The sequence below is a fragment of the Frankia sp. KB5 genome (assembly GCF_002099325.1).
GTDB classification, from domain to species: Bacteria; Actinomycetota; Actinomycetes; order Frankiales; family Frankiaceae; genus Frankia; species Frankia casuarinae.
In genome coordinates, this window is sequence record NZ_MRUJ01000104.1 from 26,026 (window position 1) to 38,745 (window position 12,720).

A 12,720-nucleotide genomic window follows, 5' to 3' on the forward strand; every position below is an offset into this window, starting at 1 on the left:
GACCGGCCGACCACCCCGCCGTGGGGTCGATCGATCACCTCCCGGATCGATCGACCCCTCGCCCCCGTCTCACCTCTTTCAAGAACCGTGCCCGTAGAACCGCGTCCTTCCGAGGATGGCCCATGGCAGCCACAGAACGCGTCGCGCTGTTCACCGAACCGGCCTGTAACCACAACAACGCCAAGAGCACCAAGGCCCGCAAGGCGGGTTGTCCCAAACCCAAGCCCGGGGGCACTTCCGGAGGCTGCGCCTTCGACGGAGCCATGATCACCCTCGTCCCGATCGCCGACTGCGCTCATGTGGTCCACGGCCCGATCGGCTGCGCGGGCAACTCGTGGGACGGCCGAGGCAGCCTGTCGTCCGGGCCGGTGCTCTACCGGCACGGCTTCACCACCGACATGGCCGAGAACGACGTGGTGCTCGGGGGGGAACAGCGCCTGTTCGACACCATCCTGGAGGTCGTCGAGCGGCACTCGCCGCCAGCGGTCTTCGTCTATTCGACCTGCGTCACCGCGATGATCGGAGACGATCTCGACGCGGTGTGCGCGGCTGCCGCCGCCGAGTCCGGGGTGCCGGTGATCCCGATCCACTCGCCCGGGTTCGTCGGCAGCAAGAACCTCGGCAACCGGCTCGCCGGCCAGGCCCTGCTCGACCACGTGATCGGCACCGTTGAGCCGGAGCTCACCACCGACCGGGACGTCAACCTGATCGGTGAGTACAACATCGCCGGGGAGTTGTGGGACGTCCTGCCGCTGCTGTCCCGGCTGGGCCTTCGGGTGCAGGCGTGCATCAGCGGTGATGCCCGCTACCGTGACGTCGCCGCGGCCCATCGGGCCAGGGCGACGATGGTGGTCTGCTCGCGCGCGCTGCTCGGACTCGCCCGTGGCCTGCAGGAACGCTACGGGATCCCGTGGTTCGAGGGCAGCTTCTACGGCACCCGGGCGATGGGCGACACCCTGCGCGGCTTCGCCCGCCTGCTCGAGGACGACGAGCTCTCCCGCCGCACGGAGGAGCTCATCGCTGTCGAGGAGGCGGCCGTCGCCGTCGCACTTGAGCCGTACCGGCGCAGGCTCGCCGGGCGTAAGGCGGTGCTATACACCGGCGGGGTCAAGAGCTGGTCGATCGTGTCCGCGCTGCAGGACCTCGGCATCGAGGTGGTCGGCAGCGGCATTACCAAGAGCTCCGACGGCGACGTGGACAAGATCCGCGAGCTRCTCGGCGACGCAAAAATGATCAAAGAGGGCAGTCCGCGCGAGCTGCTGCGGGTCGCCGAACAGACCGGGGCGGACATCCTCGTCGCCGGCGGCCGCAACCAGTACACCGCGCTGAAGGGCCGGCTGCCGTTCCTCGATATCAACCAGGAGCGGCACATCCCTTACGCCGGCTACACCGGGATGGTCGAGCTCGCCCGGCGCCTCGACCTGGCGATCGCGAGCCCGGTCTGGGAGCAGGTCACCCGGCCCGCTCCCTGGGACCTGGTCGGAGCCCGCTGATGGCCGAGATCGTGACCGGAGAGYGGCAGGCGACGATCGACCCGCTCAAGCACAGCCAGCCGCTCGGGGGTGCGCTGGTCTTCCTGGGCCTCGCCGGCTCGCTGCCGATCATGCATGGTGCGCAGGGGTGCGCGTCATTCGCCAAGGCCCTGCTCACCCGGCATTTCAACGAGCCGATCCCGCTGCAGACCACCGCGATCACCGAGGTGACCGCGGTCCTCGGCAGTGGTGAGGCGATGGTGGAGACGCTCGATGCCATCCGGAAGAAGCAGCGGCCGGAGATCATCGGCCTGCTCACCACGGGGGTCACCGAGGTCAGCGGCGAGGACGTCGGCGGCCAGCTGCGCAAGTACCTCTCGGCCTGGAACGAGACCGACTCGAGCGGGCCGGAGGCGGGCGCGAACGGCTCCGCCCCCGGCAGGGCCCCGCTGATCGTCGGGGTCTCCACCCCGGACTTCATCGGGGGGCTGTCCGACGGCTGGTCGGCYGCGTTGGAGGCGCTGGTCCGAGCGGTGGTGCCGGCAGAGCATTCCGAAACGGAGCCTTCCGAAGCGGGGTATTTTACCGGGCGCACCGCCTTCATCGCGGCCAGCGCTCCCGTAACGCATCTCACTACCCCCGGGTCCGCCGGGTCCGCCGGGTCCGCCGAGGCTGCCAGGTCCACCAGGTCCGCCAGGTCCCTGGGGTCCGCCGCCCGACGGGTGGCGGCGGCGGACGGTGGTGCTCTGGACCCGCGCCAGCTCGCCGTCCTGGTCGGCCCGTCCCTGACGGCGGCCGACCTCGACGAGCTCGGTGAGTTGATTCGCGCGTTCGGGCTCGACCCGGTACTCGTCCCCGACCTGTCCGGATCGGTGGACGGGCACCTGGCCCCCGCCTGGCAGCCCACGACGACCGGCGGCACCGGGCTCGCGCGGCTGCGGGCGCTCGGTCGGTCGCGGGCCGTGCTCGTCGCGGGTGCGACCGCGGCGGCGGCCGGTGACCTGCTCGCAGCCCGGACCGGCGCCCGGATCCTCCGCCACCGTCATCTCAGCGGGCTGACGGAGATGGACACCTTGGTCACCGAGCTGATCGAACTCACCGGAGCGTCCGCGCCGGCCCGGGTCCGGCAGGCCCGGGCCCGGCTCGCCGACGGTCTGCTCGACACGCACTTCGTCCTCGGTGGCGCCCGGGTCGCGCTGGCAATGGAGCCGGAGACCCTGGTCGCCGTCGGWTCCCTGCTGCACGACGTCGGGGCCGAGGTCGTGGCGGCGGTGTCCCCGACCGCCGCGCCGGTCCTCGCGGACGCGCCCTGGGACGAGGTCGTCGTCGGTGATCTGACCGACCTCRCCGAACGGGCTCGGGCGGGTGGTGCGCACCTCGTCCTCGGTTCCAGYCACGCCCGCGAGGTCGCCGACCGGATTGGCGCCGCGCACCTGCCCGTCGGCTTCCCGATCTTCGATCGGCTCGGCGCGGCGCTGGCCGGTACCGCCGGGTACGCCGGAAGCCTGCGCCTGCTCATCGACGCCGCGAATCGTCTGCTCGATCACGAGCACGTGCACCGCCGTTCCGGGCGGAGGTTCTCCGTGTCTGGCGCGGATGGACAGCCCGCCCACCGGACCGAGATCCCCACCCAACCCGGCTCCGCGGGTGAATCCGATCAACTCGACAACCTGTTCCAGGAGTCTCCGTGTTGAAGATCGCCTTCGCGACCAGCGACGGCACCGCTGTGGATCAGCATTTCGGGTGGTGCCAACGGTTCGACGTGTACGAGGTCGGCCCCGAGGGGGCCAGGTTCCTGGAGACCCGCGCGCTCGACGCGGCGCCGACGGACGAACAGGACAAGATCGAATCCAGGCTCGCCGCGGTCTCGGACTGCGCGATTCTCAACATCAGTGATATCGGCGGGACGGCCGCGGCGAAGGTGGTGAAGGCCCGGGTTCACCCGGTGAAGGTGGTCAAGGGCACCGCCATCCCCGAGCTGCTCCGCCGCTACACCTCGACGCTGGCCGGCAATCCTCCGCCCTGGCTGCGCAAGGTGCTGCGGTCCCACGAGCCGCAGCCGGCGGCGACCTGGACCCGCGGCGGTGCTACGGCTCTGAAGCCCAAGGGGGACGCGGCATGACCGCGAAGACCGGTTTCCTCGGCGACCTGGTCGACCAGCTGCGCGCCGGGGACACCTACGGCCAACTGGAACGGTTCTCCGACGAGGACCTGCTCCGCCCGTTCATCGTCACGCGGGAGCAGCGCCGCGAGATCGCGGTGAACTGCGACATCGACGCCGCCGTAGAGGGCCGGGTGCGCTCCTTTTACCAGGCGGTCGCGGCGGCCACCGAGAAGGCGACCGGGGCGTTCACCACCACCGTGCTCGACCTCAGCCACGAGGGGTTCGGGCGCGTGATCATTTGTGCCGGGCGGCTCGTCGTCCTCTCCGACGCGCTGCGGGACGTGCAGCGGTTCGGCTTCGGCTCCATGGACGAGCTCTCCGCCCGGGGCGAGTCGCTGGTGACCGGCGCGACCAAGCAGATCGAACGATGGAACGAGGTGGCCCGCGATGACTCCTGACGCCCAAGCCGCCGACACCCCGGCCGCCGACGCCCAAGCCGCCGACACCCCGGCAGGGGGCGCCCCGGCCGACACCGAGCTGCGGCTGCGCAAGCTTCGCAGCCGGGCCTCCCAGCTCAAGCTCGACCTGCACGACCTCGCCGAGGACCTCCCGATCGGCTGGGAGGGCCTGCTCGACGCCGCCCGCCGCACCTACGACGCCTATGCGGAGATCGCCCTCCTCGAGGGCCTGCTCAAGAAGGAGACATCGCGATGAGCGTGAGCATGGCCGCCGGCCAGCTGGCGGACTTCCGCCGCTGTTCCACCGCCGAGGAGTACTTCATCCTGCTGGACGTCGACTACGACCCGCGAGTCCTGGCCGTCAACCGGCTGCACATCCTCCGGTACTTCGCCAACCAGCTGGTCGAGCTGCACGACACTCGGACCGAGGCCGGGAACCCGGTGGAGCTGCTGCGGGAGTATCGCGACGCGCTCATCCGCTCCTATGAGGCCTTCACCACCGCCTCCGCCCTGGACCACCGCCTGTTCAAGGTGCTGCAGGACCGCGCTCCGCAGTCGTCGTTCGTGCCCGCGTCGTCGATCACCGTCGAGCGGCTGACCCCGACGGTGCCCCAGCCGTCGGCGCCGTCCGACCCGGTGGAGCCGTCCCAGTCCGCCTGGCCGCACCACGCCGCCGCGTCCGCCGACTACCTGGGTGGAACCCGATGAACAGCACCTACGACGTCGGCGACATCGTGGTCGCCGTCAAGGCATTGCGTAACGACGGCACGTATCCGGACCCGGCGATCGCCGTCGGTGAGGTTCTCGTCGAGGCCGGCACCCGTGGCCAGGTCATCAACGTCGGCCTCTACCTGCAGGAACACATCGTGTACGCGGTGGCTTTCGACCACGGCCGCATCGTCGGCGCGCTGGAACKTGAGCTCGTCTCCCCCGAGCAGTGGCAGCAGGCCGCGGCTGTCGCCGCCGGTACCGCCGCACCCGCCGCGACGACCACCGCGACCTCCTCGGCGACCGCTCCGGCCACCGGCACGGCGACCGCCGGGGGGAAGGAAGGGCGGTCGTGAAGGCAACCCCCGTCAGCCTGCCGATGCTGCCCACCGACCCGGCAGGCGAGATGCCCCGGCAGGCCACCGGGCCGGCGCCCGACACCGCCGCCGGCTGCGCGAGCAAGTCCAGCTGTGGCACCAGCGCTCCGGTGCGGGACCCGGAGATCGCGGAGAAGATCGCCAATCATCCCTGTTACAGCGCCGAGGCCCACCAGTACTACGCCCGGATGCACGTGGCGGTCGCCCCAGGTTGCAACATCCAGTGCAACTACTGCAACCGCAAGTTCGACTGCGCCAACGAGAGCCGTCCCGGCGTCACCAGCACCCTGCTGTCCCCCGAGGACGCCCTCGCCAAGGTCAAGCTGGTGGCCAGCGAGATCAAGCAGATGAGCGTGCTGGGGATCGCCGGCCCCGGCGACCCGCTGGCGAACCCGAAGCCGACCTTCCGGACGATGGAACTGGTGGCCCGGGACTGCCCGGACATCAAGCTCTGCCTGTCTACCAACGGGCTGACCCTGCCGGACCACGTCGACCGCATCGCCGAACTGAACGTCGACCACGTCACCATCACGATCAACATGATCGACCCCGAGGTCGGGGAGCGGATCTACCCGTGGATCGCCTTCCGCGGTAAGCGGTACACCGGCCGGGAGGCGTCCCGGATCCTCTCCGAGCGTCAGCTCGAGGGCCTGGCGATGCTCACCGAGCGGAAGATTCTCTGCAAGGTCAACTCGGTGATGATCCCCGGGATCAACGATGACCACCTCGTCGAGGTCTCCCGGAAGGTCAAGGAGCTCGGCGCCTTCCTGCACAACGTGATGCCGCTGGTGTCGGCGCCCGAGCACGGCACCCACTTCGGCCTGACCGGGCAGCGCGGCCCCACCCCACAGGAGCTCAAGGCGCTGCAGGACCGCTGCGAGCAGGACGACGGCGCCGAGATGAACATGATGCGGCACTGCCGGCAGTGCCGCGCCGACGCCGTCGGCCTGCTCGGTGAGGACCGGGGTGAGGAGTTCACTCCCGAGGCGTTCCGTGGCCGTGAGATCGAATACGACCTCGAAGGCCGCCGGCAGACGCATAGCGAGATCGAACGGTGGCGCTCCGAGGTGGCTGCCACCCGGGGAGCGCTGAACATCTCGACCGGCGCGGTCATTCCCTCTGGCCCGGGCGCATCCCCCGATGAGGGCACCCCGGCCGGGGCCCGCCCGGGGAACGCCCGCCCGGAGAACGTCGTGCTCGTCGCTGTAGCGACCAAGGGCAGCGGCGTGGTGAACCAGCACTTCGGTCACGCGACCGAGTTCTGGATCTACGAGGGGGGTSCGGGCTGGGCCCGGCTCGTGCAGACCCGCGACGTGGACCGCTACTGCAACGGCCCGTCGGACTGCGACGAGGACGCCTCCAAGCTCGACAAGACGGTCGCGATGCTGTCCGACTGCGCGGCGGTGTTGTGCAGCAAGATCGGCCTCGGGCCGCGCGAGGCGCTCGAGAATGCCGGGATCGAACCGGTGGAGCTCTACGACCTGATCGAGAAGGCGGTGGCCGAGGTCGGCTCCCGCCTTGTCGCACATCGTGCCGAAGCGGAGGTTGCCGTCCGATGAGCGCCACCACCCCCACCGTCGAACTGACCGACCGGGCCGTGAAGCAGGTCCGTCACCTGCTCGCCTCGACCCCCGGCACGGGCGGGTTCAGCCTGCGGATCGGCGTCGACCCCGGTGGCTGCGCCGGCTTCACCTACAACCTGGCGCTCGTCCCCGGTGCCGAGGCCGAGGACGTCGTCATCGGCCAGGACGGCTTTGACGTCGTCGTCCACTCGTCGATGGTTCACCTGCTGCGCGGGCTGCGCGTGGACTACACCGAGACGCTGACCTCCTCCGGGTTCACCTTCCAGAACCCGAACGCGACCAGCTCCTGCGGCTGCGGGACGTCCTTCGGTGCCTCGGACTCCACCGAGCGCACCGCCGCGGACGCCCGCCTGCGCGAGCAGGTCGAGGAGATCATGGAGGAGATCCGGCCCTTCCTGCGGGGAGACGGCGGGGACGCCGAGGTCGTCGCGACTCTCGCCGGCAACGGCGAGCCCGGGACGGCGGAGGTGCACCTGCGCCTTACCGGAGCCTGCGGCGGGTGCTCCAGCGCCACCGCGACCCTGACCGGCGTCATTGAGAGCCGGTTGAAGGAGGCCCTGCCCGAGATCGGCCGGGTCGCGCTGGTGTCCTGACAACGCACTACTTGATCACCTGTTCGGCCTAACCCGGGGAGCGCCCGATGGTCACCGCCCGATTCCGTTCCCACCCGCGTCTGCTGGGGTCCATCTGTGCCGGGCCGCCGGCACCGTACCCATCCCGTCGGCAGGCGCCGTCCGTCTTCGACCCGAATCGACGGTACGAGCGGCAGTTGGGTATTCCGGGCTTCGGAGTGTCCGCTCAGCGGCGGCTCAGCGGCGCGACCGTCCTGGTGGCGGGGGTGGGCGGGGTCGGCGGAGCGGCGGCGACCTACCTGGYCGCCGCCGGCATCGGCCGGCTGATCCTGGTCCATCCGGGCGTTCTGGAGGAGCCGGACCTCAACCGGCAGACCCTGATGCGGCCCGACCGGGTGGGCGACGCCCGGGTGGAGTGCGCGGCCGACACCCTGCGCGCACACCACCCGGACGTCGAGATCGTCGCCCTGGACCGGGATCTGACCGATCCCAGCCTGCCCCGTCTGATCGCCGAGGCGGACGTGGTGGTCGACGCTCGGCACAACTTCCCCGAGCGGTATCTGCTCAACCGGCTGTGCCTGGCGACGCAGATCCCCCTGGTCGTCGCCGCGATGAACGCCACCGAGGCGTATCTGCTGGTGGTCCGGTCGGGTTCGCCCTGCCTGCGGTGTGTGTTCCCGGAGGGGGACCCGTCCTGGGAGCCCCTCGGTTTCCCGGTGCTCGGCGCGGTCGCCGGAACGGTGGGCTGCCTGGCGGCGACCGAGGCGCTGAAGATCGCCGGTGGATTCGCCGAGCCGGCGGTCGGCCGGCTGATCCACCTCGACCTGTGGGACACGGACCTGCGTACGCCGCGGACGCGGCGCGATCCCGCCTGCGTGGACTGCGGCTCTGGAGGCGCACCGTGATCTATCTTGACCACAACGCGACGACCCCGGTCGACCCGGAGGTTGTCCGGGCGATGCTGCCGCTGCTGCGGGACCACTTCGCGAATCCGGCCAGCTCGCACCCGGCGGGGCAGGCCGTCGCCCGGCTCGTCGAAGGAGCCCGGCGGGACGTGGCGAACCTCGCCGGCGCCCAGCCGCGTGACGTCATCTTCACCAGCGGGGCGACCGAGGCGGCCAACCTGGCGATCGCCGGGGTCCTGGCCACCGCCCCGCCGTCCTGCCGCCGCGTACTCGTCGGAGCGACCGAGCATCGGGCGGTCCTCGCCGCGGCGGAGGCCGCGGCGCGGGTGCACGGGGCGATCGTGCAGACCATCCGGGTTCATCCCGACGGCACGATCGACCTCAATCATCTGCGCGCGCTGCTGCAACCGGTATGGGACGGTTCCGCCGTCGCGGGGAACGGGGGGGTTCTCGGGGCCTCCGTCTCGAAGGTCGCCCTGGTGGCGGTGATGACGGCGAACAACGAGACCGGGACGCTGAACGACCCGCGGCCCATCGCCGAGCTCGCCCACGGGGCGGGGGCGTTCTACCTCGCCGACATCACCCAGACACTGGGCCGGATGCCGGTCTCGGTCGCGGACGCCGGCATCGACCTCGCCCTCGCGTCCGCGCACAAGCTCTACGGGCCCAAGGGCACCGGCGCGCTGATCGCCGGCCGACACGCCCGGTCGCAGCTGGCACCGCTGATCCACGGCGGTGGGCAGGAACGGGGCCTGCGCGCCGGCACGGTCAACACCGCCGGGGTGGTCGGCTTCGGCGCCGCGGCGCGGATCGCCGCCGCGGTGATGGACGACGAGGCCCCGCGGCAGCGGGCCCAGACCGAGCTGCTGCACGATCTGCTCGTCGAGTGGCTCGGCGTCGATGCCGTCGAGCTCAACGGGCCGAGTGAGCGCGGCGGGAGCCGCGAATGCCGGCTGCCGAACACCATCAACCTGCGGTTCGTCGGTGCCGACGCCGACGCCGTCCAGGCCTGTCTGCCGGACGTGGCGGTGTCCGCGGGCTCCGCCTGTCACGGGGGCGGCGCCGAGCCGTCCCATGTGCTCACCGCGATGGGACGGTCGACCACGGCGGCCATGGAGAGCCTGCGGTTCAGCGTGGGCCGGTTCACCAGCGTCGACCAGATCCACGCCGCCGCCGCCGCGGTGGCTCGCGCGGTGCTGCGCGTGCGTGCCCTGGAGCAGAACCGGTCGAACGATCTTTTCGACGGCCCCACCACCGAGTTCCGGGCGCAGGAGATCCCCACCGACCGGGTGTTCTCGCGGGCCCTGCGCATGCCCGAGGTGCCCGCCCCCCGATCCGCCTATCCCTGACCCGTTCCCCCCACGCTTCCCTGACCCCGCTTCCGTGCTGTCAGCGTTGCCACGCGCGGTTCCGCTCGCCCGGCGCGGGCGTGCGTAGCTGAGAAGTTGAGATGAGGTTTCGCCATGCCAACCGAACAGTTGTCCGAACGACCAGATCCGGGGGTCACGCAACTGGAACACGTGGTGATCCGTTTTGCCGGTGACTCCGGCGACGGGATGCAGCTCACCGGTGACCGGTTCGGCGCCCAGGCCGCCGCGGGCGGCAACGACGTGGCAACGTTGCCGAACTACCCGGCGGAGATCCGGGCGCCAGCCGGAACCGTGGCCGGGGTGTCGAGCTACCAACTCCACATCGCTGACCACGACATCAGGACCCCGGGCGACCGGCCCGACGTTCTGGTCGCCATGAACCCCGCGGCGCTCAGGGCGAACATCGCCGAGCTGCGTCCCGGCGGGGTCCTGATCGTGGACACCGACGCGTTCACGGTGATGGGCCTGGAAAAGGCCGGTTACGAGGCCGATCCCCTGACCAACGGGTCGCTGGACGCCTACCACGTGCACGCGATCAACCTCACCGGTCTCGCCGCCACGGCCGTCGCCGAGTTCAACCTGAAGCGCAAGGACGCCGCCCGGACGAAGAACATGTTCGCGCTCGGCCTGGTGTCCTGGATGTTCAGTCAGCCCATCGAGGACACGATCGCCTACCTGCAGAAGCGGTTCGCCGCGAAGCCGGACGTGCAGGCCGCGAACATCGCCGCGCTGCGGGCCGGGTGGATCTACGGCGACACCACCGAGGCCTTCGCGCTCTCCTACGAGGTGAAGCCGGCCAAGCTGCCCGCCGGCACCTACCGGCACATGAAGGGCAACAAGGCGATCGCCTACGGCCTGGTCGCCGCCGCGCAGCAGGCCGGGATGCCGCTGTTCCTCGGCGCCTACCCGATCACTCCCGCCTCCGACATTCTGCACGAGCTGAGCGCGCTCGCCTCCTTCGACGTGCGCTCCTTCCAGGCCGAGGACGAGATCGCCGCCATCGGTTCCGCGATCGGCGCGTCCTTCGCCGGGATGCTCGGCGTGACCGTCACCTCCGGTCCCGGGATGGCCCTGAAGACCGAGGCTCTCGGCCTTGCGGTGATCATGGAGCTGCCGCTCGTTGTCGTCAACGTGCAGCGCGGCGGGCCGTCGACCGGTCTGCCGACCAAGACCGAGCAGTCCGACCTGCTCCAGGCCCTGTACGGCCGGCACGGCGAGGCGCCGCTGCCGGTGATCGCGGCGCGTTCGCCCGCGGACGGCTTCGACGCCGCGCTGGAGGCAGCCCGGATCGCGCTGGCCTACCGCACCCCGGTCATCCTGCTGTCCGACGCCTACGTCGCCAACGGCAGCGAGCCGTGGCGGGTGCCCGAGACGGCGGAGCTGCCCACCATCGGGATCGATCTCGCCACCGGCCCGAACGGGGTGGACGAGGCCGGTAACCCGATCTTCCTGCCGTACGTGCGGGACCCGATCACGTTGGCCCGTCCGCTGGCGATCCCGGGTACCCCGGGGCTCACGCACCGCATCGGCGGTCTGGAGAAGGCCGACTTGACCGGTGCGGTCTCCTACGACCCCGACAACCATGACCTGCTGGTCCGCACCCGACAGTCCAAGATCGATAACATCGACGTGYCGCTCCTGGAGGTCGATGATCCCAGCGGGCCCCCCGGATCCGGCGCCGATGTGCTGGTGATCGGATGGGGCTCGACGTGGGGGCCGATCGGTGAAGCCTGCCGCCAGGTGCGGCGCGACGGCATGAAGGTCGCCCAGGCGCACCTGCGCCATCTCGCCCCGCTGCCGGCGAACCTGGCCTCGGTGCTGTCGGAGTACCACACCGTGCTCGTCCCCGAGATGAACCTCGGGCAGCTCGCCGGACTCCTGCGCCGGGAATGCCTGATCGACACCGTCGGCTACAACCAGACCCGCGGCATGCCGTTCCGGGTCGCCGAGCTTACCTCCGTCATCAGCCGGATCATCCAGGGCATCGACGAGGAGCCGTCGGCGGATGYGGCCTCGAAGCCGGTCGGGGACGTGAGCGCCCGGTTGAACGTACACCTTGGTTCGAAGCTCGGCACGGCCGGGGAGGCAGGACGATGATCTCGCTGAATGGTGGATCCGGAGAACCGTCGGGTGACTTGGCGGGACGGCCGGCGCTGACCGCGCAGGACTACATGACCGGCAACGAGGTCCGCTGGTGCCCCGGCTGCGGGGACCACRCCATCCTCTCGACGATGCGGGGTCTGCTGCCGGCCCTCGGCGTCCCGCCCGAGAACATCGTGATCGTGTCCGGCATCGGGTGCTCCTCGCGGTTCCCCTACTACCTCGACACCTACGGCATCCACTCGATCCACGGCCGGGCGCCGTCCTTCGCGACCGGYGTCTCGATCAACCGGCCGGACCTGGCGGTGTGGGTCGTAACCGGTGACGGCGACGCGCTGTCGATCGGCGGTAACCACCTTATTCACGCGCTGCGTCGCAACGTGAATCTCAAGATCATGTTGTTCAACAACCAGATCTACGGTTTGACGAAGGGTCAGCATTCGCCGACCTCCAGGATCGGCACGATCAGCCCGTCGAGCCCCCACGGGTCGCTCGACAACCCGTTCGACCCGGTTGCGCTCGCGCTCGGCGCCGGCGCGACGTTCGTCGCCCGCACGATCGACTCGGACCGTCGCCACCTCACCGCCACCCTCACCGCCGCCGCGGCGCATCAGGGAGCGGCGCTGGTGGAGATCCGGCAGGGCTGCCCCACGTTCAACGCGATCCCCCGTCAGCCGAAGCGGTCCGATGCCGATGCCGATGCCGGCGCCGCCGGGGCGAAGGGCGAGCAGGGGCCGATCCGGCTCTCGCCCGGTATGCCGGTGGTTTTCGGCGTGGACGAGCAGTACGCCGTGATCCGCGACCCGGCCACCGGGGAGCTGGCGGTCGGGCACAGCGGTGACCCCCGCGTCGTGGTGCACGATCCGACGGTGGAGAACTCGACCTATGCCTACGCCCTGGCCCAGTTGGCGCAGGCGGAGTTTCCGGAGCCGCCGATCGGCGTCTACCGGTCGGTCTCGCATCCCGTGTTCGACCAGCTGTTCCAGGAGCGGCTGGCGACCGCCCGGCCCGGCGGCCTGGGCGATCTGCGGACGTTGCTCCAGGGCGCCGACTCCTGGACGGTGGCCGGGT

The 12,720-nt window shown here is 70.7% G+C and carries 13 protein-coding genes; all 13 read left to right on the forward strand.

What is annotated here, in order from left to right; all coding sequences use genetic code 11:
* Window positions 1–122 precede the first annotated feature (122 nt).
* Window positions 123–1,493 carry a nitrogenase iron-molybdenum cofactor biosynthesis protein NifE gene (gene nifE / locus KBI5_RS11685; protein WP_085015235.1) on the forward strand — a complete coding sequence of 457 codons (1,371 nt, stop codon included), beginning with the start codon at window positions 123–125 and terminating at the stop codon, window positions 1,491–1,493.
* Window positions 1,493–3,166 (forward strand): nitrogenase component 1, encoded by a 1,674-nt coding sequence (locus tag KBI5_RS11690; protein ID WP_085015236.1) that lies wholly within the window; start codon window positions 1,493–1,495, stop codon window positions 3,164–3,166. Before nifE ends, KBI5_RS11690 begins: the two co-directional genes overlap by 1 nt.
* Window positions 3,160–3,594 (forward strand): nitrogen fixation protein NifX, encoded by a 435-nt coding sequence (nifX, locus tag KBI5_RS11695; RefSeq protein WP_011438837.1) that lies wholly within the window; start codon window positions 3,160–3,162, stop codon window positions 3,592–3,594. The genes KBI5_RS11690 and nifX overlap by 7 nt, the downstream gene beginning before the upstream one ends.
* Window positions 3,591–4,034, forward strand: a complete 444-nt coding sequence (locus KBI5_RS11700) for a NifX-associated nitrogen fixation protein (RefSeq protein ID WP_011438836.1) — start codon at window positions 3,591–3,593, stop codon at window positions 4,032–4,034. The genes nifX and KBI5_RS11700 overlap by 4 nt, the downstream gene beginning before the upstream one ends.
* Entirely contained in the window at window positions 4,024–4,290 is a 267-nt protein-coding gene (locus tag KBI5_RS11705) for a CCE_0567 family metalloprotein (protein ID WP_011438835.1), read from the forward strand. Before KBI5_RS11700 ends, KBI5_RS11705 begins: the two co-directional genes overlap by 11 nt.
* Window positions 4,287–4,742, forward strand: coding sequence for a nitrogenase-stabilizing/protective protein NifW (locus tag KBI5_RS11710; RefSeq protein WP_011438834.1), 456 nt, complete (start codon window positions 4,287–4,289; stop codon window positions 4,740–4,742). Before KBI5_RS11705 ends, KBI5_RS11710 begins: the two co-directional genes overlap by 4 nt.
* Window positions 4,739–5,098, forward strand: a complete 360-nt coding sequence (locus tag KBI5_RS11715) for a nitrogen fixation protein NifZ (RefSeq protein ID WP_085015237.1) — start codon at window positions 4,739–4,741, stop codon at window positions 5,096–5,098. The genes KBI5_RS11710 and KBI5_RS11715 overlap by 4 nt, the downstream gene beginning before the upstream one ends.
* Window positions 5,095–6,678 (forward strand): nitrogenase cofactor biosynthesis protein NifB, encoded by a 1,584-nt coding sequence (gene nifB / locus KBI5_RS11720; protein WP_116289897.1) that lies wholly within the window; start codon window positions 5,095–5,097, stop codon window positions 6,676–6,678. The genes KBI5_RS11715 and nifB overlap by 4 nt, the downstream gene beginning before the upstream one ends.
* Window positions 6,675–7,295, forward strand: a complete 621-nt coding sequence (locus KBI5_RS11725) for an iron-sulfur cluster assembly accessory protein (RefSeq protein WP_011438831.1) — start codon at window positions 6,675–6,677, stop codon at window positions 7,293–7,295. Before nifB ends, KBI5_RS11725 begins: the two co-directional genes overlap by 4 nt.
* A gap of 47 nt (window positions 7,296–7,342) precedes the next feature.
* On the forward strand, window positions 7,343–8,179 hold the full coding sequence (locus KBI5_RS11730; protein WP_085015238.1) for a HesA/MoeB/ThiF family protein: 837 nt from the start codon (window positions 7,343–7,345) through the stop codon (window positions 8,177–8,179).
* Window positions 8,176–9,528: a cysteine desulfurase family protein gene (locus KBI5_RS11735; RefSeq protein WP_011438829.1), complete on the forward strand. Its 1,353-nt coding sequence runs from the start codon at window positions 8,176–8,178 to the stop codon at window positions 9,526–9,528. Before KBI5_RS11730 ends, KBI5_RS11735 begins: the two co-directional genes overlap by 4 nt.
* A 114-nt stretch (window positions 9,529–9,642) precedes the next feature.
* Window positions 9,643–11,646 (forward strand): 2-oxoacid:acceptor oxidoreductase subunit alpha, encoded by a 2,004-nt coding sequence (locus tag KBI5_RS11740; RefSeq protein ID WP_085015239.1) that lies wholly within the window; start codon window positions 9,643–9,645, stop codon window positions 11,644–11,646.
* The coding region (locus tag KBI5_RS11745) for a 2-oxoacid:ferredoxin oxidoreductase subunit beta (RefSeq protein ID WP_085015240.1) at window positions 11,643–12,720 on the forward strand (1,078 nt) is incomplete at its 3' end. The genes KBI5_RS11740 and KBI5_RS11745, both read left to right, overlap by 4 nt.

Bases quoted from the DNA above. Each gene is read 5' to 3' on its own strand.
- KBI5_RS11700 (WP_011438836.1), top strand. From the start codon at position 3,591: ATGACCGCGAAGACCGGTTTCCTCGGCGACCTGGTCGACCAGCTGCGC.
- KBI5_RS11705 (WP_011438835.1), top strand. From the start codon at position 4,024: ATGACTCCTGACGCCCAAGCCGCCGACACCCCGGCCGCCGACGCCCAA.
- KBI5_RS11710 (WP_011438834.1), top strand. From the start codon at position 4,287: ATGAGCGTGAGCATGGCCGCCGGCCAGCTGGCGGACTTCCGCCGCTGT.
- KBI5_RS11725 (WP_011438831.1), top strand. From the start codon at position 6,675: ATGAGCGCCACCACCCCCACCGTCGAACTGACCGACCGGGCCGTGAAG.